Source organism: Pseudomonas sp. JQ36, assembly GCF_053851495.1.
In genome coordinates this window covers 2,113,464-2,140,059 of record NZ_CM132642.1, presented here as the reverse complement: position 1 = coordinate 2,140,059, position 26,596 = coordinate 2,113,464, and the positions used below count along the sequence as shown (strand labels likewise).

Genomic DNA, 26,596 nt, shown 5'->3' with positions numbered 1-26,596 from the left:
CCGTTCGCCAAAGTCCCCCGTTTTCAGAACGGGACACGGACGTGGCCAGACTCATTCCGCAAAGCGAGCTGCATGGTCAGCACGACCAGATCCTTGATTCTTACCAATCCATGGAAGAATTCCGACAAGCAATGAATCGCCCGGACGACTTGCCCGGATTTGACGATTTGCTGAACGCCATGGGCCTGCATCGTTCGAACTACATGCAAGGCGCGAATGAGCGAAAACTCATCGATGCTGTGCGTAACGGTGAGTGGGCGGTGGTGAAGCCGCGCAAGGTTGCAGATAGCGGCGGTGCCTCCTGGAACGCCTTCAAGCCCAAACCCGAGCCACCTCCCGCACGACATCTGGTGGAGGAGCACGCCTACACCTTGCCGCAACCCGCCGAATCGGGCTTCCACATCGTTCAGAAACCCATGACGCTCGAAGCGCTTGAACGGGAGTTGTACGAAATCAGGCCCGGTGACTCACTGCTTCGCGAATTCCGCTCACTCAATCGACATCTCGGTGACTGGGTCAAACCTGGGCAAATGGTCTTGTTCAGTGACTCTCGCAACTACATGTGCCGGCGCGAAGAAGCACAGATGATGGTCGCTGCAGAGAAGGTGAACGAGGCGTTGAAAGACCTTTCGGATGAAGAAGCTTCGTTCCTGGTTGAGCATCATGAGGTCATTGAGCCGTTTCTGGAGGTATCGGCAGGCTCACTGGGCGTTGCGTCATTCATGATCGGCCAGCATCTGGAAGGATTGAAAAATACCCTCAAAGAGTTGGAGCAACTGCATCAGCAGCAATACACCCAACATCGTCATCTGCACTCCCCAGGGTTCTTTGCCAAACGCAAACGTCTGATGACGAAACTGGATGCCAGCCTTGGGCCGCTGGTACGCAAAGGCACCGGTTTGCCAGATCATCCAAAACTCAAACGTGCACTGGGATTGTCCAGCCGCCGAATTGTTCACCGATGGGGCAAAGCAGGTGCACCGGCACAATTGCCCGGGTATGCAACCCACATTGCGGGTGTTGCCAGAGCAGCGAAGTTCATGAAGGGAGGTGGTTATCTCGGCATAGGTCTGCAACTGGGCGCATCCAGCCCAAAGATCCACGAGGTATGCGCGTCCGACCGCGAGGCGGAATGCAGGCAAGTGAGGTTTGTAGAAGGAGGGAAGATGGTCGGCGGTACGGCTGGAGCTCTCGCTGGTGGATATCTCGGAGCGAAAGCAGGTCTGGCGGTATGCGCGAAATTGAAAGGAATGGGGAAACTGGTGTGTGTGCTAGTGGTCGGTGCGGCAGCGTCCGTGGAGACAGGAACTCAGATGACTGAAGGTGGTGAGTATTTAGGACAAATAATCTACGAGTATTCCGAATGATATATGCCTGGGCTTGGGGAGCGCTGATCCTATTAGGCGTGATCAACGGCGCAATGATTTTCTACGCGGTTTATACAAAACTCGATGCTCTGGAAAAATACTTTGATGAATGGCTGTACCTATCGATGGACTGTGGTTCATCAGGGGGAAGTTTTTACTCGAGAACTCAGCGGATGACCGCTGTCAACCGGTTGATTACATCCAAGAGTATCCAACGGCAGGAGCCCTTGTTGATCGACGCCGTTCAACGCCTGCCCAGAGAACTCAGGTTCTGGGCGACGAGCCCATTTCATGTCAGCTATGTCGTGTGCGGTGGAACGTGGGTGGTTTGGCTTTATGGGAAATACAGAGGTTATTTATAAAGGGGCAGACAGAAAGTCAGCCCTAGGTGAAATCGTCTACGAAGCAATCTCAAATGACTGAAATCAAACTTCTCTTCGCCGCCGCTGGCATTGCGTTACTGGTGCTCATCATCTCCAACGTTCTGGTGATGATCTATGTCGGGTATTTCAAGCTTTCCGAAATTGAATTGCACCTTGAAAATTGCTTTCTGCTCCACAACTGCCAGCAGAAAGGACGCTCGGGTTTTTGGGCGCGGAGGTACAGGCTCAACCTGATCATTGCTTTGCTCGGTAAACGTCCTTCGCGTCTGTTACTGGATAATCCGAGCGCCCTCGAAGATGTCCGGAGCCTTCCGCTGAATTTGCGGCGGTGGGTCGAAATTCCATATCGATTAAATGCATTTTCCCTGCTGGGAATTCTGGCTTTGTATGGTTGGGCGGAATATTTAGGACTGTTCGAGTAAGCACCATGAGAAACCGGTCGTCTACCAAGTGCTATCGCGAGCCGTCCGGGTGTCGTGGAGACAGAAAAAAAGGGTGTTTGATGATGGTGAGTTTTCAGGACAAGAAACTCACGAGTATTCGGAATAATGGAAATCACCGAAATAGTATTTGCCTGGGCATGTGGGGCGCTGATCCTGCTGGGATTGATCAACTGCGCAATGATTTTCTACGCCGTTTATACAAAACTCGATGTTCTGGAAAAACACTTTGATGAGTGGCTGTATCTATCCATGGACTGTGGTTCATCAGGGGAAAGTTTTTACTCGAGAACTCAGCGGATGACCGCTGTCAGCCGGTTGATTACATCCAGGAGTATCCAGCGGCAGGAACCCTTGCTGATCTACGCCGTTCAACGTCTGCCCAGAGGACTCAGGTTCTGGGCGACGAGTCCATTTCATGTCAGCTATGTCGTGTGCGGTGCATCGTGGGTGATTTGGCTTTATGGGAAATACAGAGGTTTTTTGTAGGAGCAGGTGTCTTTGACGGTCCGACGACTCCTAAGGGCTAGGGACTTTCGGGCCGGCTGAGCAACGTTTCCAGGCGGGCCAGGGGCGGGGCGTCTTGGTTGCGGTCGAAGACCTGGATGCCGACCTTGAGTAATCGGCCATTCTCTGCCGCTGCGATTACTTGCTCGCACCGCAACGACAATCGTCCCTGATCACAATCAACGGCTTTCACACCGGTCGGCAATCGGCCTTCCAGTTGCAGCTCCGCTATGCGAGTTTGCGCCGCGATCATTGCGATTGAGCGATCCCGCAGAACTCCGCTACTTTGGGTCATTAGCCCCGCCACGCGCACAGCCGCCGACATCGCCACAGCAATGATCGCCAGTGCCACCAGCACTTCAATCAGGGTGAATCCGCTTTCTCGGGAGCGCGTAGGCATATAAGGCCCAAAACCAGAATACAGCCCTCGACCCTAACCCGCGTCCTTGACGGCTTGACGACGAAAACTCCCGAGGATTTTCAACATCCCTGACATATCTTCTTGCAACACTGCGCGTCGAATCGAATCAAGCCAAGGGAATGTCGAGATGGATATCGCGCAGTTCAAACAGCCCAGACGACCGAGCCGGATGCCCCGAGGGCAGCAGGGTTTTACCCTGATCGAGATCATGGTGGTGGTGGTGATTCTCGGGATTCTGGCGGCGATGGTGGTGCCCAAGGTGCTGGATCGGCCGGATCAGGCGCGGGCCACGGCGGCGAAGCAGGATATTGGTGGTTTGATGCAGGCGCTGAAGTTGTATCGCCTCGATCACGGCACTTATCCGAGCATGACTCAGGGTCTGAAAGTGCTGGTGGAGCGGCCGGCGGATGCGAAGAATAGCAACTGGCGCTCGTACCTGGAGCGTTTGCCGAATGACCCGTGGGGTCGTCCTTATCAGTACCTCAACCCCGGCGCCAACGGCGAGATCGATATCTTTTCCCTCGGTGCCGACGGTCAGCCTGACGGCGACGGCGTGAATGCCGATATCGGTTCCTGGCAGCTGTAAGGCCGGTGATGAACAGCCAATCGAACCAGCAGGGGATGGCGATCATCAGTGCGCTGTTGATTGCGGCGGTGGTCGCGGTGATTGCGTCGGGGATGTTGACCCGGCAGAGCGTTTCGACCCGTGCGTTGGAGGCGGATCAGCAGCGGGTGCAGGGGCGCTGGGTGTTGCACGGTGGTCTGGAGATCAGTCGGCAATTGCTCTGGGATGCGCGGCAGCGTGATCCGTTGACCCGGCTCGATCAGCCGTGGGCGCAGCGTTTGAATGCGCAAGGTTTCGAGGGGCGGCTGGAGGATGAGCAGGGCAAGTTCAACCTGCGCAATCTGGTGGCCAACGAGCGTGTCGATGAGGCGCAGGTGCAGGCGTTTCAGCGGCTGTGCGCGTTGATCGGTATCAGCGCCGGGTTGAGTCAGCGCATCAGTCAACGGGTGATCGGCTCTTATCCGTATCTGTTGAACCCGCAGATTGCCGACAACACCGCGAGCAAAAACGCCTTTGACAGTGGCCGCGCCACGTCGCCGAATGCTTCGCGCAAGCCACAGAATCCGAAGTTGCCGATGCTGCGCAGTGTCGAGGATCTGCGCAGCGTCGAGGGCGTGAATGATGCGGTCATCGGCAAACTGGCGCCGTACCTGACGGTGATTCCGGCGACCACTTGGCTCAATGGCAATACCGCCACCGCGCCGGTGCTGGCCGCGTATGTGCCGGGGTTGTCGCTGGAGCGCGCGCAGGCACTGATCAATGAGCGTGACGCCGGGCGCTGGTTCATCAACCGTGGCGATTTCGTCAACCGCTTGCGCATGCCAAACCTGGAGCTGACCAGCGTCAAGGTCGGCATCACCAGTGACTGGTTTCGTCTGCGTGGCGAGGCGCGGCGTGATCAGCGCCGAGTCAGTCTCGATGCGTTGCTGCACCGCAGCGAGGATCGTCTGCCGCAAGTGATTTGGTCGCGGGTGGGCGTATGAGTCAGTTGCGCGTGAGTTTGCCGCCACTGGCGGGGTTGAGTCTCGACAGTGAAATGGACTGTGCGTGGCTGGACCGGCAGGGGCAGGTTATCCGTGAGCAGCGCCTGACCTTTAGCCAACTGGGGCAGTCAGCGAAACAGCCACCACTGAGCGCTTTTCTGCACCCGGCGGACAGCCTGCTGGCGAGCATCGATCTGCCGCCATTGCCGGCGAACAAGACCGCAGCGGCGGTGCAATGCGCGGCGCAGGCCTTGATGCTCGGCGACTGCAACGACATGCATATCGCTCACAGTTCGCGGGATGAAGCGGGGCAGGTGCAGATTGCCTGGGCGCCGCGTCAACGCTTGCAGCAACTTGGGCAACTGCTGAAGCAGGCCGGGCTGAATCTGCGCGGCTTGTACCCGGCGGCGTACAGCTTGCCGGTGCTGCCGGGCACGGTGGCCTGTCGGCAGGACGGCCATTTGTTGCTGCGCGAAAGCGTGCAGGTGGCGCGGGTGCAGCCGCTGTTCGACGACGAGATTGGCGATTGGCTGCTGAGCTGTGGCACGCCGCTGCACTGGATCGGTTCTGCACCGCCGGCGGAAGCCGAATTGCCGATGGCCGAGGCGCAGCGCTGGACCGGGCCTTTGCCCGGTTGGGGCTTGCAGGGCGCGGTGCAACAGCAGCGCAGCGAGCATCGCGGTTGGGGCCGGGCGTTGGGGCTGTGCGCATTGGCGGTGGCGGTGTGGGTCATCGGCTTGAACCTGTATGCGGCTCGCGAAGCCAGTCAGGGTCAGCAGCTCAAGGCGCAGATGGCGCAGCGGGTGAAGCAGGCCTTTCCCGAGTTACCGGTGATCCTCAATCCGCTGCAGCAGGCCCGTCAGCAATTGGCGGCGCGGCAGAAGGGCGCGGCGGAGGACCCGGCGCAGCCGTTCAATCGACTGGTGTTGCAGGCCGGCAGTGGCATGCCGTTCATGGCCGGCACGGTCGAGCGCCTGACGTTTGTCGATGGCATCTTGCAGTTGAGTCTGCTGGCGGATGCCCGGCGCAGCGCCAATGACAAGGACAAGGATTGGCAAGCCGCATTGGCCCAGGTCGGGATCAGTGCGACGGCTGACGATGAAGGCTGGCTGCTGCGCCCGAGCGACGAAGTCACCACTCCCGATGAAAGCGCCGACGACAGCGGAGCAGAAGATGAATAAGGCATCGCTCGCGGTGTACCGCGCCCGTTGGCAGCGTTTCAGCACGCAGCTTCAAGTGCGCTGGCAAGCGCTGGCCCTGCGCGAAAAACGTATGGTCGGCGGCATGGCGGCGGTGCTGCTGGCGCTGTTGGTGTGGGTCGCGCTGATCCAGCCGCCGCTGAAAAAAATCACTTATTGGCAAGCCGAAACGCCAAAGCTGCGCGCGCAGACCGAAGCGCTTGAAGTGCTGTTGCGCGAGGTCAGCGTACGTCCGCAAGGGCAAAGTCTCGCGCAGTCGCTTGAGCAGACGCTGCAAGCCAGCGGTTTGGCCGGACACTATCAATTGCAGGCCGGGGAGGCCGGCGCCTGGCAGCTGACGTTCGACGCGGCGCCAGCCGATGCGGTGCTCGACTGGCTGCTGAGCAACCCGGCACAACTTTCTCTGCAAGTGGTCGAGGCCCGTCTGCAACGCGCCGACAACGATTCGACCGAAGTCACTGCCGGCACATTGTCAGGCACCGTTCGCATGGATCAGGCGCTGGGCGCTAAGGAAGCTTCATGAAGGGGTCAGGATCCAAACCGGCGCGCATGGCGTTGCCGATGCTGCTGATGGCGTTGAGCGCGTGCAGCAACACCACCACACCGCCAAATCAGCCGCCTTTGCTGGTGGACAGCGAACTCGGCCGCCCATTGGCCAACACCCAGCGCAGCGGTGATGCGCTGCTCGACCGGCAACGTGCCCAGGCACAAACCGCACCGCAACCACGGCAGATGCACAACATCACCGAACGCGCGCGCAGTGGCGGCGCCCCGCGCGGTAGCACACTGCCGAGCAATCCGCTGGGTGATCAGCCGGTGACGCTGAATTTTGTCGATGCCGATATTCAAGCGGTGGTGCGCGCGTTGTCGCGTTCCACTGGCCAGCAGTTTCTGGTCGACCCTCGGGTCAAGGGCAGCCTGACGCTGGTCTCGGAAGGTCAGGTGCCGGCGCGCCAAGCCTACGACATGCTGCTGGCGGCGTTGCGCATGCAGGGTTTCAGCGTGGTCGATGTCGGCGGCGTCGCGCAGGTGGTGCCGGAGGCTGATGCGAAACTGCTCGGCGGGCCGATCTACAGCCCGGACAAACCCGCCGGCAACGGCATGCTCACCCGCACCTTCCGCCTGCAATACGAGAACGCGGTGAACCTGATTCCGGTGTTGCGCCCGATCGTGTCGCCGAACAATCCGATCAATGCCTACCCCGGCAACAACACCATCGTCGTCACCGATTACGCCGAGAACCTCACGCGCGTCGCCCAGTTGATCCAGACCATCGACACCCCGAGCGCGATCGACACCGACGTGGTGCAGATCCAAAACGGCATCGCCGCCGACATCGCGCCGATGGTCGCGGATCTGCTCGACGCGCCGGGCAACGATCCGACGCAGAAAATCGCGGTGATCGGCGACCCGCGTTCCAACACCATCATCATCCGCGCCGGCAGCCCCGAGCGCACCGAGCTGGCGCGCAACCTGATCTACAAACTCGACAACGCGCAGAGCAATCCGAGCAACCTGCACGTGGTTTATTTGCGTAACGCGCAAGCGGCGAAACTGGCGCAGGCGCTGCGCGGACTGCTGACTGGCGAGAGTGACAGCGGCACCAGCGACAGTGCGCGCTCGGTGCTCAGTGCCATGGGCAGCAACGGCAACAGCAATGGCGGTTCGAGTGCGCAGAGCGGCACGCAAACCAGCGGCAACACTTCGACCACGTCGAGCACTGGCAGTACCGGCGGCAGTTACGCGCAGGGCAGCAGTTCGACCGGCAGCGGCGGCAATCAGGCCAGTGAGCAGAACGTCGCGTTCAGTGCTGGCGGGGTGACGATTCAGGCTGATGCGACCACCAACACCTTGCTGATTTCTGCGCCGGAGCCGTTGTATCGCAACCTGCGCGAGGTCATCGACCTGCTCGACCAGCGCCGTGCGCAAGTGGTGATCGAGAGCCTGATCGTTGAGGTCGGCGAGGACGATGCCAGCGAATTCGGCGTGCAGTGGCAGACCGGCAATCTCGGCGGTAAAGGCGTGATCGGCGGGGCGAATCTGGGCGGTTCGGGGATCAACCTCAACGGCAAGACCAGTCTCGATGTGCTGCCGCAGGGTTTGAACCTCGGTTACGTCAACGGCACCGTCGACATTCCCGGCATCGGCAAGATCCTCGACCTGAAAGTGTTGGCCAGAGCGTTGAAGAGCAAGGGCGGCACCAACGTGCTGTCGACGCCAAACCTTCTGACCCTGGATAACGAAGCGGCGAGTATTTTTGTCGGCCAGACCATTCCGTTTGTCAGCGGCAGCTATGTCACTGGCGGCGGGGGCACCAGCAACAATCCGTTTCAGACCGTGACCCGTGAAGAGGTGGGCTTGAAGCTGAATGTGCGGCCGCAGATTTCCGAGGGTGGCACGGTCAAGCTTGATATCTATCAGGAGGTCAGCAGCATCGACGAACGCGCGTCGGCCAGCGCGACGTCGGCGGGGATCGTCACCAACAAGCGCGCGATCGACACCAGCATCCTGCTCGACGACGGCCAGATCATGGTCCTCGGCGGTTTGCTGCAGGACGGTTACAGCCAGAGCAACGAAGCGGTGCCGTGGCTGGGCACCTTGCCGGGGATCGGCGCGCTGTTTCGCAACGAACGCCGGGCAATCAGCAAGACCAACCTGATGGTGTTCCTGCGCCCGTACATCATCCGCGACAGCGAAGCGGGGCGCAGCATCACCCTCAACCGCTACGACTTCATGCGCCGCGCCCAGGGCGGGTTGCAACCGGAACGCAGCTGGGCGATGCCGGACATGCAGGCGCCGCAGCTGCCGACGGCGGCGCAGGGGGTGCCGAGTCCGGTTCCGGCTTCGGGACCCCGCGCGACCATCAAAGCTGTGCCGATTGAAGGGAGCACACGCTTTTGAACAGAGTCCTCAACCTGAGAAGTAACCCTGTAGTGAGGGGATTTATCCCCGATGGGCAGCGAAGCAGCCCTAAAACCTATGCACGCGGTCAGTCAGATGGATTCGGATATCAGGTTTCGGGGCTGCTGCGCAGCCCATCGGGGATAAATCCCCTCGCCACAGGAACACCTCCAGGCAGAGAGATTGGGGAGGTTTTGAGATGAGTTCGCTTCCCTGCGCTGGGTCCAAGGCCATGAACTCGGCCCGCAAGCTGAAAAACATTCCTGTGGCGAGGGAGCTTGCTCCCGCTGGGCTGCGCAGCAGACCCAAAACCTGCTACCCCATTCTTCCAGATACACCCTGCATGCCGGATTTACGTGGGCTTCGCCCCCGAGCGGGAGCAAGCTCCCTCGCCACAAAAACATGTCCAGACCCTGGAGTTGGGGAGGTTTTGAGATGAGTTCGCTTCCCTGCGCTGGGTCCAAGGCCATGAGCTCGGCCCGCAAGCTGAAAAACATTCCTGTGGCGAGGGAGCTTGCTCCCGCTGGGCTGCGCAGCAGACCCAAAACCTGCTACCCCATTCTTCCAGATACACCCTGCATGCCGGATTTACGGGGGCTTCGCCCCCGAGCGGGAGCAAGCTCCCTCGCCACAAAAACATGTCCAGATCCTGGAGTTGGGGAGGTTTTGAGATGAGTTCACTTCCCTGCGCTGGGTCCAAGGCCATGAACTCGGCCCGCAAGCTGAAAAACATTCCTGTGGCGAGGGAGCTTGCTCCCGCTGGGCTGCGCAGCAGACCCAAAACCTGCTACCCCATTCCTCCAGATACACCCTGCATGCCGGATTTACGGGGGCTTCGCCCCCGAGCGGGAGCAAGCTCCCTCGCCACAAAAACATGTCCAGACCCTGGAGTTGGGGAGGTTTTGAGATGAGTGCGCTTCCCTACGCCTGGGCCAAGGCCCAGCGCATTCTGTTGTGCGACGGCGTGCTGACGGTGTGCCCGTCGACGCCCGGCTGGTCGATCAGCGAGGTGCGGCGGCAGTTCGGTGATACGTCGCTCAAGCGCGTGCGCGATGACGAACTCGACGGCTTGCTCGCCACGGCTTACGCGGATACCGGCAGTGCGGCGGCGGTAGTCGGTGCGGCAGAAAACGAAGTCGACCTCGACCGGCTGATGCAGGACATGCCGGAAATCACCGACCTGCTCGACACCCAGGACGGCGCGCCGGTGATCCGCATGATCAACGCCTTGCTCACCCAGGCCGCCCGCGATGAGGCCAGCGACATTCACATCGAACCGTTCGAAACCCATTCGGTGGTGCGCTACCGGGTCGACGGCACCCTGCGTGACGTGGTTTCGCCGCGCAAGGCGCTGCACGGTGCGCTGGTGTCGCGGATCAAGATCATGGCGCAACTAGACATCGCCGAAAAACGCCTGCCGCAGGATGGTCGTATCGCGTTGCGCGTGGCCGGGCGACCAATCGATATTCGTGTCTCAACCGTGCCCACCGGGCATGGCGAACGCGTGGTGATGCGTTTGCTCGACAAACAGGCCGGGCGTCTGCATCTGGAAACCTTGGGCATGGACGCGCAGGTGCTGGCCAAACTCGATCACCTGATCCGCCAGCCCCACGGCATCGTGCTGGTTACCGGCCCCACCGGCAGCGGCAAGACCACCAGCCTCTATGCCGCGCTGGCCCGACTGGATGCCAGCACCAGCAACATCCTCACCGTCGAAGACCCGGTGGAATACGACCTGCCGGGGATCAGCCAGATTCAGGTCAACGCCAAGATCGACATGACGTTTGCCCTGGCCTTGCGGGCAATTCTGCGTCAGGATCCGGACATCATCATGATCGGCGAGATCCGTGATCTGGAAACCGCACAAATTGCCGTGCAGGCTTCGCTCACCGGTCACCTGGTACTGGCGACGCTGCACACCAACGACGCGGTATCGGCGGTCAACCGCTTGATCGACATGGGCGTCGAGCCGTTTCTGCTCGCGTCGTCGATGCTCGGTGTATTGGCGCAACGGCTGGTGCGCCGGCTGTGCAATCAGTGCAAACAGCAAGACCCGGCAGCGCCGGGCACCTGGCGGCCGGTGGGCTGCGCCGCCTGCAATCACACCGGCTACAGCGGTCGCACCGGCATCCACGAATTGTTCTGCATCGACGACGACATCCGCACCCTGATTCACCAAGGGGCAGGGGAGCAGGCCTTGCGTGCGGCGGCGGCCAAGGCCGGGATGTTCAGCCTGCGCGAGGACGGTGAGCGCTGGATTCGCAGCGGTGCCACCGCCCCTGAAGAAATCCTCCGTGTGACCCGGGACGCCTGATGAATCGCTATCGTTTTGAAGCCGCCGACGCCACCGGCAAGATCGAATCCGGGCATCTGGAAGCAGACAGTCAGGGCGCTGCGTTCGGCGTGTTGCGCAGCCGTGGGTTGACCGCGTTGTCGGTGCACAAGGAGAGCAACGTCGCCCAGCATGGCGGCGGCGGTCTGTTCAGTGCGCATATGTCGGATAACGATCTGGCCTGGGCCACCCGGCAACTGGCGAGTCTGCTCGGCGCCAGCCTGCCGCTTGAGGCCGCGCTCAGCGCGACGGTGGAACAGGCCGAGAAAAAACACATCGCCCACACCCTCAGTGCGGTGCGCGCTGATGTGCGCAGCGGCATGCGTCTGGCCGAGTCACTGGCCGCGCGGCCTCGGGATTTTCCGGAGATCTACCGCGCGTTGATCGCTGCGGGGGAGGAGTCTGGTGATCTGGCGCAGGTGATGGAGCGGCTGGCGGACTACATCGAGGAGCGCAACAACCTGCGCGGCAAGATCCTCACCGCTTTCATCTATCCGGGTGTGGTCGGGCTGGTGTCGATCGGCATTGTGATTTTCCTGCTCAGTTACGTGGTGCCGCAGGTGGTCAGCGCCTTTTCCCAAGCGCGGCAGGATCTGCCGGGGCTGACGTTGGCGATGCTCACCGCCAGTGATTTCATTCGGGCGTGGGGCTGGTTGTGTGCGGCGCTGATCGCCGGTGCTTTCTGGAGCTGGCGCCTGTATCTGCGCAATCCGGCGGCGCGGTTGAGTTGGCATCATCGGGTGCTGAAATTGCCGCTGATCGGGCGTTTCGTGTTGGGCCTGAACACCGCACGATTCGCCTCGACCCTGGCGATTCTCGGCGGTGCCGGGGTGCCATTGCTGCGCGCGCTGGAGGCGGCGCGGCAGACATTATCGAATGATCGCTTGAGCCTGAGTGTCAGCGACGCCACGGCCAAGGTTCGCGAAGGGGTGAATCTCGCGGCGGCGCTGCGGGTGGAGAACGTGTTTCCGCCGGTGCTGATTCATCTGATCGCCAGCGGCGAGAAAACCGGCGCACTGCCACCGATGCTTGAGCGGGCGGCGCAAACGCTGTCCCGCGATATCGAACGGCGGGCGATGGGTATGACCGCGTTGCTCGAACCGCTGATGATCGTGGTGATGGGCGGGGTGGTGCTGGTGATTGTGATGGCGGTGTTGTTGCCGATCATTGAAATCAACCAGTTGGTGCAGTAGCTGATTCCGAGGTCGCCTGGTCTGGCCTCTTCGCGAGCAAGCCCGCTCCCACAGGGGACAGAGTTGTTAATGCAATATGTGTCACACCACAAGAACCTGTGGGAGCGGGCTTGCTCGCGAATGCGCCAGTCAGAACAACAAATAATTCAGACTTTTTTCCAGGGCTTCAGCATCACCCGAGTCAGGTTTACCTCATCCTCGGGTTCTCCTTTCTGTCATCTGCAACCACCCCGCAACGGCTGCAGCCAGTTTCAGCCAAACCCACGATCCAGACCCCTCGCCATCCCCCGCAAACACCCGAGAAAACTCCCGGAAAAACCCCGCGCAGCTCCCGAGGTTTTTTCCTTTATCTGTCACCGGAAACTGCGAATTTCTCAGTGCGACTTAACCACGGACCCCGCTTGCGAAGGTCAGCGGTGAGTCTTCCCAGTGTCATGCAAGACCCCTGAAAACCTGTGTTCACAACCATCGTTGAAAAGGAGATTCTTCATGTTCAAGCGCACTCTGATCGCCGCTTCCCTGACCGTCGCCGCCCTGGCTTCCGCTCAAGCCATGGCCGTTACCGGTGGTGGCGCTACTCTGCCAGCCGCTCTGTACAAAGGTTCGGCCGACAGCATCCTGCCAGCCAACTTCAGCTACGCCGCCGTGGGCAGCGGTGCCGGCAAGACCGCTTTCCTGACCAACAACCCGGCCGGTTTCAGCACCACCGGCACCGTGCATTTTGCCGGTAGCGACTCGATCCTCAGCACTGCGGAAATCAACACCTACAACGCCACCTACGGCGCTTCGTTCGGCCCGCTGATTCAACTGCCTTCGGTGGCCACTTCGGTTGCCATCCCGTACAAAAAAGCCGGCCAGACCGCGCTGAACCTGACCAGCGCTCAGCTGTGCGATGCGTTCTCCGGTGCCAAAACCACTTGGGGCCAACTGCTCGGCACGACCGACACCACGCCGATTCGCGTTGTTTACCGCAACGTTTCCAGCGGCACTTCGGAAATCCTCAGCCGTCACTTGAACTCGGTCTGCCCGACTCAGTTCGCCACCAGCTCCACCTTCACCAACGCCCGTCTGCCAGCCGGTTCGGCGCTGCCGTCGAACTGGGTCGGCGTCGCCAACACTGCCGATGTCGCCACTGCCGTGAACGCGGTTGACGGTTCGATCGGTTATGTCGGTCCGGACGGTGTCGACGCTACCAGCAACGCTGTTGTTGCCCGCGTCAACGGCGTTCAGCCAACTTCGCTCAACGTCACCCTCGCACTGTCGTCGGTGTCGGCTCCTTCGACGCCAGCCCAGGCTGCAAACCCTGCCAACTGGTCGCCAGTGGTGGCTAACCCGGCTTCAGGTTACAAACTGGCTGCCTACACCAACTTCATCTTCGGTCAGTGCTACAAGGATGCAACCGTGGCCGCAGCCGTCAAAGCCTTCCTGACTACCCACTACAGCAACCCGGGCAACAACACCGCGACGCAGGCTCACAAATTCGTCGCAGTGCCTAACGCCTGGAAAACCGCTGTGACCGCCAACTTCATCACCAACACTTCGGGCAACAACCTGGACATCAACAACGCCAGCGTCTGCAACGCTATCGGTCGTCCTTTGTAAGCTCGCGCGGTCGTAACACCGATGACGGCAACCTTCGGGTTGCCGTCATTTTTTTTGGCTCGAAATACACGCCGAACATGAAGTTTGTGTGACATCCGTTCGGTCGCGCCCCTCGCCAACGGCCTATGTCGTAACAGCAGTTTTTTGCAGGCCTGCGGCATCTTTGGCAACCAAAGTGTGGCAATCAAAAAAGGATCTCGTAGTGATGCTCGCTCGCCCATCCCGTCGTCGTACCCACGTTCAGTCCTTCCAGCGTGATGCCGTGGAGCCGGCGCTGTGGCTGCTCAAGCCGTTAGCGCACGCGGTGGCGTTGTGTCTGGTGGCGGGCACTGCGCAGGCGCAGACGGCGTTCAGTTCGAGCTGGTTTGCCGCCAAGGGAGCGGCGCAGCAGGCCGCGGCTGCGCGTCCGAGCGTGGGTGGGCTGCCGGGGATGACACCGCCATTGGCCCAGCAGCAAAAAGCCAATGCGCAATTGCAGCGTTCGATTCAGACCCTGAACAACACCGTCGCGGCGATTGCCGCGCAACAAGCGGCGCAGGCGGCCGGACGCGCTGCCGCGTTGGGCACGGTGCAGTTCGTGCCGGACGGTCTGGGTGAGGGCGGTTTGAAAGTCGATAACAGCCTGACCCAGGGTTGGCAGAACGCCAAGGGTCCGCAACAGACTCAAGCCGACGGCAAAACCACGGTGAAGATCGAGCAGACGGCCGACAAGGCGATTCTCAACTGGGAAACCTTCAACGTCGGCCGCAACACCACCGTTGAATTCGCCCAGCAGTCGAACTGGGCGCTGCTCAACCGGGTCAACGACCCGAACGCACGGGCCAGCCAGATCCAGGGCCAGATCAAGGGCAACGGCACGGTGATGCTGATCAACCGCAATGGCATCGTGTTCAGCGGCAGCAGCCAGGTCAACGTGCGCAACCTGGTGGCGGCAGCAGCGAATATCACCGATATCCAGTTCCGCGATCGGGGGCTGTATTTCGACAGTACCGGCAGTCAGCCGACCTTCACCGATGCGGCCGGCAAAGTGCTGGTGGAGCGCGGTGCGTCAATTGAAACCCACAAGCCGGCGGCTTCCACCGATGCCGGCGGCTATGCGCTGCTGCTCGGCAACGAAGTGCAGAACGACGGCAACATCAACTCCGCCAAGGGCCAGACCGTGCTGGCCGCCGGTGACCGTTTCTACATTCGCAAGGGCTCGGGCACCGAGGGCAATGCGCTGTCCACCACCTTCGGCAACGAAGTCATTCCCGGTTTCAAGGCCGGTGCCGTGGCGGGTAATGTCACCAACAACGGACTGATCCAGTCTGCCACGGGCGACATCACTCTGACTGGTCACGAGGTCGTGCAAAACGGCGTATTGCTCGCCAGCACGTCAGTGGCGACGAGGGGCACGATTCACCTGACCAACCCGAGCACCGACAGCAGCGGCAGCGTCGCGCTGGGGCAGGGCAGCGCCACGGCGATCATGCTCGACAGCAGTGATCTCAGCGCCCTCGACAGTCAGCGCGACGCGGCCCTGACGGCTGTCAACGCGAATAACCGGATCCGTGGCGACCAGTCGCGTATCGAGCTCCAGAGCGGCGGCACTGTCGAGTTCCAGAGCGGTTCGATCACCCTGGCCACCGGTGGCCAGGTCGCGGTCAACGCACAACGCCGCAGCCTGGTGCGCGACGGCGCAATGATCGATGTGTCCGGTGCCCTCGGCGTCAAAGTGGCGATGGAAAACAACAGCATCAAGATCAACGTGCAAGGCAACGAGCAGCGCGATGCCTCGGTCAACCGCGAGAAGGGCGCGCTCAACAGCAATGACATTTGGGTCGATGTGCGCGATCTGGTGTATGTACCGGCCGGCACCAACGGCTACGCCACAGATCGCTGGTACACCGCCGGTGGCCTGTTGGAAGTCGGTGGTTATCTCGGCACTCAGGGCCACAGCGTCGGCGAATGGATGGCCCAGGGCGGCACAGTGAGTTTTGCCGGCAATGACGTGGTCACGGAAAAAGGTTCGTTGATCAACCTGTCCGGCGGCACCCTGGATGTGCAGAGCGGCGAGATCCGTCAGAGCTGGCTGCGTGGCGCCGACGGCAAGTTGTATGAAGTGTCGCGTGCGCCGGGGGACCTGCTCTACACCGGCCTCTACAAAGGTTATGAAGACAGCAGCGAACGCTGGGGCCAGACCAGTTATTACTACAGCCCGCTGATTGCTCCGCGTTCACGTTTCGAGTCGGGTTACACCGTGGGTCGCGATGCCGGACAACTGGTGATCGCCACGGCCAATGCGGTACTCGACGGGCAAATGATCGGCGAGGTGTATCAGGGCGAACGGCAGAACCAGGCGCCAAAACCGGTCCTCGACGGCTATCAGCAGAGCCAGACCGCACTGGCGCGGCGGGCGCAGTTGATCGTTGGCAGTTATGACCCGACCTTCGTCGCGGCGTCGAATGGCCTGCTCTACACCCTCAATCCGACGCTGGACCAGGTGCAGATTGGCGGCGCGCGTCCGCTCGCCGGCAGTGATCTGAACCTGAGCGCCGCAGTGTCCGAGTCGCGCAAGGGCAAGTTGTATCTGGATAACGATCAACTCAATGGTTTCCGGCTCGGTGCGCTCAAGGTCGCGGCCAGCGATCAGATTGTTGTTGACGGTGTGCTGACGGTCGATAGCGGTGGCGACATCACCCTGTATTCCCCGGATGTGCAGATCGGCGCCGACCTGAGCGCGCGTGGCGGTAGCCTGCGTCTGGGCAACGTGCTCAATCAGTTCCTCAGCAGCGATAGCACCGACACTCGGCTCACGGCGAAGGTCGACAAGGCGACGCAGGTAAAAGTGACCGACGGTGTGCAACTCGATACCCGTGGCGTGTGGAGCAACCTGCGCACCAACCCGGACGATGGTGCGAGTCTGGCGTACCTCAATGGCGGTTTGCTGTCGATCCGCAGCAGCGGCGATATCGATGTGGGCGCGGGCAGCCTGCTCGATGTGTCTTCCGGTGGGGCGGTATTGGCCGGCGGCAAGACCCGGGGCGGCAAGGGCGGGGATCTGACCCTGGAATCCAGTGCGATTTCGGCGCCCGACAAAACCCACCTGAACCTTGCGGGCGATCTGCGGGGCTACGGTGTCACGGGCGGCGGCACGCTGACGGTGCAGGCCGACAAGATACTCGTCGGTCAAACCGACAAGGCGCTGGCCGACAATACCCTGCAGCTGTCTGCCGATCTGTTGCGCAAGGGCTTTTCCGCCTACAACCTGATCGGCTTGAGCGGGCTGGCCGTTGCTGAAGGTACGGCAATCGATGTGCACATGCCGGTGTACCGTTTCGCTGATGCCGCGCCGAATCAGGTCAGTGGTGTCGATCCGCAAACAGCGCTGGAGTTGTGGACGCCGACGCTGTTCCAGGAAAACCCGACCAAGGGCCTGCTGACCCAACGCGCCGGCGCCAGCCTGACCTTGCAGGGCGGGGCCAGCCTGATCGGATTGATCGATGCCGCCAACAGCTCGTTGACGCTGGGGCGCGGTTCGCGGATCAGCGTCGATCCGGGGCAGAGCATCAAACTGCGCGGTGCCGGGCAGATCACCGTGGACGGTGAACTGAATGCCTGGGGCGGTACGATTGATATCCGTCAGCAGCAGTTCGGTTCGAACAAACCGGCGACCTCCATTGTCGTGGCCGATCCGAACGCGCATGACCGGTCAATCTGGATCGGTGAACAGGCTGTGCTGGATGTCGCCGGACGCGCCACTACGGCAGTCGATACGCTGGGCCGCACTTACGGTCAGGTCGGCAAGGGTGGCAGCATCATCATCGGCGGTGAAATCGATGCGAAACTGGCCACTGCCACGGCCGCCGATGCCTATGTGATCGTGCGTCAGGGCGCGCGGCTGGACGCTTCCGGCAGCGAGGCCGTTGTGGATATCGCCGGCCAGGGGCTGACCCGCGTTGCGACGGATGGCGGGCGGATCAGCCTGAGTTCCTACAACGGCCTGTTCCTTGAGGGCAACCTGCGTGCAGCGGCGGGCGGTGTCGGGGCTGCCGGCGGTCGTCTGGACATTGCGCTTGAGACACCGCTGTACGTTGACTCGGCAAGCAATGCCGTGCGGGCGCCGCGAGAGATGATCATTGGCCAGGCGCCGACGGACAAACCGCTCGCGCAGGATCTGCGTCCGGGCGAGGGTGCCGCTGGCCTGCGCTACGGTCAGACGCGCTTGAGCGCAGACCGCCTGATGGCGGGCGGCTTCGATAACCTGAGCCTGTTGAGCAACGGTTTGCTGTCGTTTGACGGCGACGTCAATCTGCACATGAACCAGAGCCTGACGCTGTACGCCGGGGCGTTGTCGCTGGCCGACGCCTCCACGAGTACGACCCGCGTCGATTTGAGCGCGCCGTACCTGCGTCTGTCCGGTGTGGGCACTTACCACGCTGGCTTCGGCCTGATACGGCCGCGATTGACCAATAATCCGACGACACAGCTGTCGGACGCGACCTTCAACGCATCAGCGGATTTGCTGGACGTGGGCAATGGCCTGTCGTTCGGTACACAGGGCTCGATCCTGCAACTCGGCGCGCCAGCGGTTGCGTACGGCCGACGGGCATTTGGCCTGGTGAACCTCGACAGCCGTGGCGATCTGCGTTTCCTCGCGCCCAATGACGGTGCCGAAAAAACCCGGCTGTGGACGCCGGGAGACTTGAACCTCGGGGCTGCACAAATCTATCCCGCCAGTGATGTCCAGGCTGAAGTGCGCGTTGGCTATCAGGGCGCCGTTGCGGTGTCCGACCATACGCTGCGGATCAGCAGCCACGGTGCGGCACCCGCTGAGGTGCCGTACTCGGTATTCGGCAATCTGAGTTTTTCCGCGGCGTACATCGAACAGGGCGGTGTGGTGCGGGCCCCGTTGGGCAAGATTGTCCTGGGCGACGATTTGCAGACCACCAGTCATGAGGTTCGGCTGCTGCCGGGCAGCACCACGTCGGTGAGCGGCGCCGGATTGGTCATGCCCTACGGTGGCACTACGGACGGCATCGACTATCTCTACAACGGTAAATCGGTGGTGTTGAACGGCATCACGGGCGATAAAAACGGCGTGGCGATCGGTGGGCAATACATCGAGGTGCAGAACGGTGCGCTGATCGATCTGTCCGGCGGTGGCGATCTTCGCGGCGCCGGTTTCATTTCCGGACGCGGCGGCTCTACCGATGCGCGCTTCAATCCGCTGGTGCGCAATGCCACCGATGGCACCTTCAGTCTGCCGGGGCTGGCGAGTAATCCGGTCTACGCCATCGTGCCGGGCAATCAGAGCCGTTACGCGCCGGTCCTGGCCGAAGCCGGAGCGGTCGATCCGCGCATCGGCCAGCAGGTCACTATTGGCGCTGGCGTACCGGGGTTGGCAGCGGGGACTTACACGTTGTTGCCGTCCACTTTTGCCTTGTTGCCGGGCGCGTTCCGGGTCGAGGTCAATGGTCAGGCGACATCGGCTGCGACGACGGCGGCGTTGCAGCTGCGCAATGGGTCGTGGACCAGCAGCGGGCAGATGTCGATTGCCAATACCGGCCTGCGCGACAGCCTGGCCAGTCAGGTGATCCTGACGTCGGCTGACGTGTTGCGCCGTTACTCGCAGTACAACGAAACGTCGTTCACCCAGTTCATCCGCAGCGATGCCGCCCGGCGCGGCGTGCCGCGTGCGTTGGCGCCAATGGACGGCAAGGTGCTCGATCTGCGCCTGAGCACGGGTGGCAAGCAAGAGACTGCGTTGCAGTTCGATGGGCGAGCGCTGTTTGATGCGGCCGAGGGCGGGCTGATCGGCACCGCGGCGCTACGCGGTGGTTACGCCGGTGCCGAGTTCGAGGTGCTCGGTGCGGGGCATGCGCCGACGCCGGGTTTCAGTGGCGTGTCGGTGTATGCCGACACGCTGAACAACCTCAATGCCGGACGTCTGACACTCGGTGCGCTGCCGGAGGTGATTTACAACACGACCGGCAACATCATCAAGTTCGTGGGGACCTCGGACAACATCACGCTGCGTGAAGGGGCCATCCTGTCTGCGCCGGAAGTCGTGTTGCGCACCACCTCGACCACCGGTGGCATCACGGTCGAAGCGGGCGCCGGGATCAATACCCTGGGGCGTGGCAATGTGGCCTTCGATTCAACGTCCGGCTACCTCTACCAGCCGCAAGCCTCGAGTCTGTTGGTGGTGTCCAACGGCTGGACCAATGTGCTGGCGCCAGAAGCGGCCAGCGGCATCAGCGGTGCGGGCAGCATCCGGATTGGCGTGTGTTCCACTTCATCCTGCAACGATCCGGCGCTGCTGTATTCGAACGGCAGCATCACTGCCGCCACGGATAACCAGTTCGAACTCGGTGAAGCGGTGCGTTTCGGCACCCGTCATCTCGCACTGTCGGTCGGCTCGGTCAATGCCGGCAGCGCCGAAGCACTTGCAGCGGTGAGCAGCCGCGTGCCCGCCGGCCTCACGCTCAACCAGAACGTACTCGACCGCTTGCTGCGCGGTGATACGCAGTTTGCCGCGCCGGCCCTGGAAACGCTGAGCCTGACCACCCGCGATGCCTTCAATTTCTACGGCAGCGTCAGCCTCGACACAATCGATCCGCAGACCGGCCAAAGTAAACTGCAGAACCTGGTGCTGGTCACCCCGGCGATCTACGGTCTGGGCGATGCCAACGATGTGGCGAGCATTCGTACCGCCAACCTGATCTGGAACGGCGCGACGCAAAGCGCCGGCAGCGTCATCACCGGTGGCGCCGGTACGGGCAGCGGCACGCTGGATATTCAGGCCCAGCGGATCGAGCTGGGTTACGGCCCGATGCCTCAGGCCAGCGGGCTGGATCAGAACAATCGTCTGGCGCTGGGTTTTGCCAACGTCAACCTGAGCGCCAGCGAGCGTATCACCGCCAATCACAAGGGCAGCCTGGCGGTGTATCAGGAGCAGGGCGCTTACGATCCGCTCACGGGTTACAGCTACAGCGGCGGCAATCTGAACCTGCGCACGCCGTTGCTCACCGGTGAGGCGGCATCGGTCAGCCTGCTCAAGGCCGGCAACAGCCTGACGCTCAGCGGCGCCGGGGCTGCCGGGGTGGCCAATGCTTTGGGTGCGGAGTTGAATCTTGAAGCCCGCGATGTCGTGCTGGACAGCCGTATCGCATTGGCCAGCGGCAAGCTGACCGTCAAGTCCGAGGGCGATTTGACGCTGGGCAATGGTGCGGTGCTGGACATGGCCGGACGTACCTTGCCGTTCAACGATGTCAGCAAGTACAGCTGGGGCGGCGACGTCTCGCTGTACAGCGCCAACGGCGATATCCGTCAGGCTGCGGGCTCGCGGATCGACCTGTCGGCGAAGAACAATCAGGCCGGTAACCTCAGCGTCGTCGCTCTGGCCGATGCGGCCGGGATGGTCGACCTGCAAGGCGAGATTGTCGGCGGCAGCAGCGGTTATTACGACGCCGGGGGCACGCTGGTGCCGTACAAGGCCGGTGGCGTGGACATTCGCGCGCAGCGCCTGGGAGGTGACGCCACCGAGCAGTTCGCCGCGCTCAATCAGCGCTTGAACGCCGGGCAGGTGTACGGCAGCCGCAGCCTGCAACTCAAGCAAGGCAATCTGGTGATCGGCGACGGCCTTAAGGCCGGCGATATCAATGTCTCGGTGGACAATGGCAGCTTGACGGCGACCGGTCTGATCGATGCCAGCGGCGAACGAGTCGGCAGCATTCGTCTGTCGGCGAAAAACGGTCTGACGCTGACTGGCAGCAGCGTGCTCGATGCCCATGGTCGCGTACTGCGCGTCGACAGCTACGGCAAGATCATCGATGCGCCGAACCGCGCCACGGTCGAACTGAATTCCGGCGATGGCTTGCTCACGCTGGGCAGCGGCGCGCGGATCGACCTGCGCCACGGCACCGATGCCGTGCCCGGTTTCCTCGCGGGGCAACACGATGGAACGTTGCGCGGCACGCTGGAGCTGAACGCGCCGCGTCTGGGCAGCAATGACATCGCCATCGACGCCAGCGGTGTGTTGACCATTCAGGGCGCACGCTCCATCGGACTCAACGGTTTGCGCCGCTATACCGATGCCCGTGAGGGTGTCGATCAGGCGGTCAGTGGCCGACCGTATCAGGTGATTGATCAGGCCATGCTCGAACGCATTCACGGTGACAGCAATGACTTTATCAACGCCGCACTGGGCAATAACGATCTACTGCAGCGCAAACTCGCCGGGCTGAACAACGCCACTTACGCCGATGTGTTCCATTTGCGGCCCGGTGTGGAGATCGCCAGCAATACGGCTGACGGTGATCTGGTGGTGGAGGGCGATCTGGATTTGTCCGGTTACCGTTACGCCAGCCTCAATCCGCACACGCAGCTGAACCCCTCCGTATATGGTTCCGGGGAAGCGGGCAGCCTGGTCATTCGCGCCGGTGGCAACCTCGATATTTACGGCAGCATCAACGATGGCTTCGCACCGCCACCGGAAACCCAGGACGATGCCGGCTGGAAACTGATTGCCGGTGTGCAGCCGTTCGGCGGCGATCTGATCGTGCCGGGCAGCGGTGTTTCGTTGGCCGAGGGCACGCAGTTCCCGATAGGCGCCACGCTCAATTACGACGTGACCCTCCAGGGCGCGGTCTTGGCCGGTGGCACGTTGCTGCCGACTCAGGCCGTGGTGGCTGAGGCGTATACCTTCAGCGCCGGCACCGTGCTGGCGGGGGCGATCCACGACAGCAACGGTAATCTGCTGTTCGCCGCCGGTACGCTGCTCAGCGATAGCGTGACGTTGCCTGCCGACACTCGCCTGGGTGCCGGGATCCGTTTGAACAAGGCCACCGCCCTGCAAGCGCTGAACTGGCCCAAGGGTGTGCCGTTGCCCAGCGTTTACGATGCCGATCTGACGACCTTCTCCGGGGTGAAATTAAAAGGCGAACTGGCCTTGCTGCGCGGTTCGCTGATTCCGTCGATGACCGATGTGAAGCTCGCCGAAGGCACTTCGCTGATCGAACTGCGGCCGTTCAACGGCACACAACAAGGCAAGAACTGGGCGCTGGCCAGCATGTTGCCGTCGGGCAGTGCTTCCTGGTCGATGCGCGTGGTGGCGGGTGCAGATCTTGCTGCGGCCGACAGCCGTGCGGTCAAACCGCTGACCCCTGAAGGCAATCTGCGGCTGGCGGACAGTCATTACGGCGTCAACATCACCACGGCGGCGGGCAAGCTGGTCTGGGCTCCCGATAATCCCTTCTTTACTCCCTACGAGCCGGTCCCTGATGACATGCTCGAGTATTGCCAGCAGATTGCCGACTTGTGCGTACCCATGGCCCGTTGGGTCTGGGCGCCAGGCAGCGGAATGGGGCCGGACTACGAACCGGTTCCCGAGGAGGCTCAATTCATTTGTGATCTGCAGCCGGAACTGTGCATCGGCAACAATCCCGGGAAAACGGCCAAGGCCCATACGCAGATGTTCAGTGTTCTACGCACCGGCACGGGTGATCTCGACCTGATCGCCGCAGGCAATCTGAGCATGGATTCACCGTTCGGCGTGTACACCGCTGGTACCCAATCAGCGAATATCGATCCGCTCTATAACCAGCCGCGCGGGCATCTTTCGGATAACAATTCGGTGTTGGGTACGGCGGGTGCCGCTTATGAAAAATGGGTCGACGGTGGCAGCGACAGCCTCTATCAGGCCTGGTATCCGCAGATGGGCGGCAACCTGACAATCAATGCCGGTGGCTCGGTCTCCGGTGATTCCGTCGGTACAAAAGCACAATCGGTGAATGGCGGTTTCCGCGAACAGATCGCCAGTGCGTCAGTGGGTAACTGGCTGTGGCGCCAAGGCACGGGCAACCCGGATGTGCCCACAGCGTGGTGGATCAACTTTGGCAGTTACGCTACTCGGTTGATGACGCCTGACAGTAATACCGAACCTTACCTGGTGGGCTTCACCGGATTCGGCACCCTGGGCGGCGGTAACATCAGCCTGCGTGCCGGTGGCGACGCCGGCATGCTCAGACCGTTGGGCGATGCGGTCAATTATCCACGCAGCCAGGGGCTGATTGTTGCCGTGGGCAGCACCGGGCGTGTCGCCGGCGATGGCAGCGTGCAGATGACCGGCGGCGGCGACATGGACATTCACATCGGCGGCGCATTCAACCCATCGCTGCAAGCGCGGGCCGGGGATAACGGGACTCAGCCGCCGAAGCACGACCTGCAAGGCGCGTTGATCAACTTGCGCGGTGCGGCGCAATTGACCGGAGGGGCGCTGGGCGGCGTCAATCTGCAATACGGTGCGATTTCACAATTGCATGATGTCCGTGAAACCCGACCGCTGGATCCTTTCACCTCGACGACCAGCAACGCTTCTGGTGGCCTGGTGCTGATTCCCGGCGACTCGGGCATGAGCCTCAGCACCCGTGGCGACCTGGTGCTGGGCGGCGCTGCCGATCCCGGTCGTGTGAGCCAATTCAACGCCACGCCACTGCTCGATAGCAACGGCAACATCCTTACCGGCGGCATCCTGAGCGGCTTCTCACTGTGGACCGATCACACGGCCATCGATCTGTTTTCCGCCGGTGGCAATCTCACGCCCAGCACTCAGTCGGCGCAGGTCGATGGGAGTCTGTCTCCTGTGAGGGGCGCCAATACCTCGCCCACCGATGGTCGTTTTGTCTACCCGGCGATTCTTCGGGCCGTTGCCGCTCAAGGTTCGATTTATGCGGGGCCATCAGCGGCTTACGGTGTCGGCAATGCTGCGCCGAAAACCGCGTATTCCCTGCTTTTGGCGCCTTCTACATCCGGGCAACTCGAACTGTTGGCGGGCGATTCCATCTACGCCGGCGGCTACGCAATCAATCAGTCCGGTGCCAGCCCGCTGGCCATCGCCACCCCGTTCAGGCCGTCATTCCTCGCCTTTTCCAGCAATAACCCCAACAAGCCACTCAACAGCAACTACGGCAGTGACGGTGTTAAACCGGATGGTAATTCGCGTTATCCATTGTTCGCTTTTGGTCCCGACAGCTATTCCGGTTTGAGTGATGTGCAGGGGCCCGCACGGTTCTATGCCCTGACCGGCGATCTGGTAGGGATACGCAGTGGCGAGACGTTGAGTTTCGATACCTCGAAACGCACTTGGTACGAAGCAGCAGGCCCTGTCTGGATGATTGCCGGACGTGACATCGTGGCATCCGGAACTAACCTGGGCCAACCTACAGCCGTGCAGCCCGAGGAAATGGGCGTCGGTCAGGAGGGCATTACCTCAACCGGCAACCTGTTCGTTCATAACAATCCGCGAGATGTATCGCGGGTGTCGGCGGGCCGCGACATTCTCTACAGCAGCTTCGATATCGCCGGCCCTGGCACGCTGGACATTAATGCCGGGCGCAACATCCTCTTGGAAAATCGCGCCAGCATTACCAGCCTCGGCGCAATAGTGGCCGGGGATTCGCGGCCTGGCGCCAACGTGGTACTGCAGGCGGGCGTGGGCGCGCAGGGGCCGGATTACACAAAGTTCATCGCCCGTTACCTGAGCCCGCAAAACCTTGCTGATCCGAATGCCTCTCTCAACAGCCAGCCGGGCAAAGTGGTCAAGACCTACCTCGACGAGTTGCAGAGCTGGCTGACGCTCGGCTACGGCTTCAGCGGCGACGCAGAGCAGGCACAGGCGTTCTACGCCGCGCTACCAAGTGCCGAGCAGGCGATCTTCGCTCGCCAGGTGTACTTCGCCGAACTGCGCGCCGGCGGCCTCGAATACAACGACGCTGACGGCCCGCGCAAAGGCAGTTATCTGCGCGGTCGCAACGCCATCGCCGCACTGTTCCCGAGCACCGATGTGGCGGGCAATCCGCTCCGTTACGACGGCGACATCACGCTCTACGGTGGTGCGGGGGTCAAGACCCTGTTCGGCGGCGATATCCAGATGCTCACGCCGGGTGGCGGTCAGGTGTTTGGTATCGAAGGCGCAGCACCACCGTCCACCGCCGGGATTATCACCCAGGGTTCGGGCAACATTCAGCTCTACTCGCAGGGCAGCATTCTGCTCGGCCAGAGCCGGATCATGACCACCTTCGGCGGCTCGATTCTCGGCTGGTCGGCCGAGGGCGATATCAACGCCGGTCGCGGCTCGAAAACCACTGTGGTCTACACCCCGCCGAAACGGGTTTACGACACCTGGGGCAATGTAACCCTGTCGCCATCGGTGCCGAGCACCGGTGCGGGTATCGCCACCCTTAACCCGATTGCCGAAGTGGCGCCGGGAGACATCGACCTGATCGCGCCGCTGGGCACCATTGATGCGGGCGAGGCGGGCATTCGCGTCTCGGGCAACGTCAACATCGCCGCGCTGACCGTGGTCAACGCCGCCAACATCGCCGTGCAAGGCAAAACAAGTGGGGTACCGGTGGTGGCGTCGGTGAACACCGGCGCGATCACCTCGGCCAGTTCGGCGGCGTCTTCGGCAACCCAGGCCGCTGAGGACGTGGCGCGTCAGCAACAAGCGGCAGCGCGGCAGAATCAGGCGTCGGTGTTCACCGTGCAGGTGTTGAGTTTCGGCAACGAACAACTGGCGCCGAACCGCGATGGCGCCAGTCGTGCGCCGGCGACCGGCTACAACCCGAACAGCCCGGTGCAGGTGCTGGGAGCGGGGGCACTGGATGAACAGGCGAAACAGCAGCTGACTGAGGAGGAACGCGGGCAGCTGACGTTGTAAAAG

14 protein-coding genes are annotated in these 26,596 nt (G+C 61.8%); 13 read left to right on the top strand and 1 reads right to left on the bottom strand.

The window, feature by feature from the left end; translation table 11 throughout:
• The first annotated feature begins 41 nt into the window (after positions 1 to 41).
• The 4 genes from ACS4NR_RS09395 to ACS4NR_RS09380 all read left to right on the top strand — a co-directional run bounded on the left by ACS4NR_RS09395 (position 42) and on the right by ACS4NR_RS09380 (position 2,679).
• Entirely contained in the window at positions 42 to 1,367 is a 1,326-nt protein-coding gene (locus tag ACS4NR_RS09395) for a hypothetical protein (protein WP_456019829.1), read from the top strand.
• Entirely contained in the window at positions 1,364 to 1,729 is a 366-nt protein-coding gene (locus tag ACS4NR_RS09390; protein ID WP_456019828.1) for a hypothetical protein, read from the top strand. The genes ACS4NR_RS09395 and ACS4NR_RS09390 overlap by 4 nt, the downstream gene beginning before the upstream one ends.
• Positions 1,730 to 1,782: 53 nt before the next feature.
• Positions 1,783 to 2,172: a hypothetical protein gene (locus ACS4NR_RS09385; protein WP_456019827.1), complete on the top strand. Its 390-nt coding sequence runs from the start codon at positions 1,783 to 1,785 to the stop codon at positions 2,170 to 2,172.
• A gap of 126 nt (positions 2,173 to 2,298) precedes the next feature.
• Complete coding sequence (locus tag ACS4NR_RS09380) at positions 2,299 to 2,679, top strand: hypothetical protein (RefSeq protein ID WP_456019826.1); 381 nt, start codon at positions 2,299 to 2,301, stop codon at positions 2,677 to 2,679.
• Positions 2,680 to 2,716: 37 nt separating this feature from the next.
• Here ACS4NR_RS09380 and gspI read toward each other — a convergent pair whose 3' ends face one another.
• Positions 2,717 to 3,097 carry a type II secretion system minor pseudopilin GspI gene (gspI, locus tag ACS4NR_RS09375; RefSeq protein WP_456019825.1) on the bottom strand — a complete coding sequence of 127 codons (381 nt, stop codon included), beginning with the start codon at positions 3,095 to 3,097 and terminating at the stop codon, positions 2,717 to 2,719.
• A 148-nt stretch (positions 3,098 to 3,245) separates the two neighbouring features.
• Between gspI and gspG the strand changes: the two genes are divergently transcribed.
• From gspG to ACS4NR_RS09330, 9 genes are all read left to right on the top strand, one after another.
• Entirely contained in the window at positions 3,246 to 3,704 is a 459-nt protein-coding gene (gspG, locus tag ACS4NR_RS09370; protein ID WP_456019824.1) for a type II secretion system major pseudopilin GspG, read from the top strand.
• A gap of 8 nt (positions 3,705 to 3,712) precedes the next feature.
• Positions 3,713 to 4,666: a type II secretion system minor pseudopilin GspK gene (gene gspK, locus ACS4NR_RS09365; protein ID WP_456019823.1), complete on the top strand. Its 954-nt coding sequence runs from the start codon at positions 3,713 to 3,715 to the stop codon at positions 4,664 to 4,666.
• A complete protein-coding gene (gene gspL / locus ACS4NR_RS09360) occupies positions 4,663 to 5,847 on the top strand; it encodes a type II secretion system protein GspL (protein WP_456019821.1) in 1,185 nt (394 codons plus the stop codon). The genes gspK and gspL overlap by 4 nt, the downstream gene beginning before the upstream one ends.
• Positions 5,840 to 6,388, top strand: a complete 549-nt coding sequence (gspM, locus tag ACS4NR_RS09355) for a type II secretion system protein GspM (protein WP_456019820.1) — start codon at positions 5,840 to 5,842, stop codon at positions 6,386 to 6,388. Before gspL ends, gspM begins: the two co-directional genes overlap by 8 nt.
• Entirely contained in the window at positions 6,385 to 8,766 is a 2,382-nt protein-coding gene (gene gspD / locus ACS4NR_RS09350) for a type II secretion system secretin GspD (protein ID WP_456019818.1), read from the top strand. The genes gspM and gspD overlap by 4 nt, the downstream gene beginning before the upstream one ends.
• Before the next feature lie 907 nt (positions 8,767 to 9,673).
• Positions 9,674 to 11,080, top strand: coding sequence for a type II secretion system ATPase GspE (gspE, locus tag ACS4NR_RS09345; protein WP_456019816.1), 1,407 nt, complete (start codon positions 9,674 to 9,676; stop codon positions 11,078 to 11,080).
• Entirely contained in the window at positions 11,080 to 12,291 is a 1,212-nt protein-coding gene (gene gspF / locus ACS4NR_RS09340) for a type II secretion system inner membrane protein GspF (protein WP_443536150.1), read from the top strand. The genes gspE and gspF overlap by 1 nt, the downstream gene beginning before the upstream one ends.
• 489 nt (positions 12,292 to 12,780) lie before the next feature.
• On the top strand, positions 12,781 to 13,893 hold the full coding sequence (locus ACS4NR_RS09335) for a substrate-binding domain-containing protein (RefSeq protein ID WP_456019815.1): 1,113 nt from the start codon (positions 12,781 to 12,783) through the stop codon (positions 13,891 to 13,893).
• Between the two features lie 205 nt (positions 13,894 to 14,098).
• Entirely contained in the window at positions 14,099 to 26,593 is a 12,495-nt protein-coding gene (locus ACS4NR_RS09330; protein ID WP_456019814.1) for a filamentous haemagglutinin family protein, read from the top strand.
• The last annotated feature ends 3 nt before the right edge of the window (positions 26,594 to 26,596 follow it).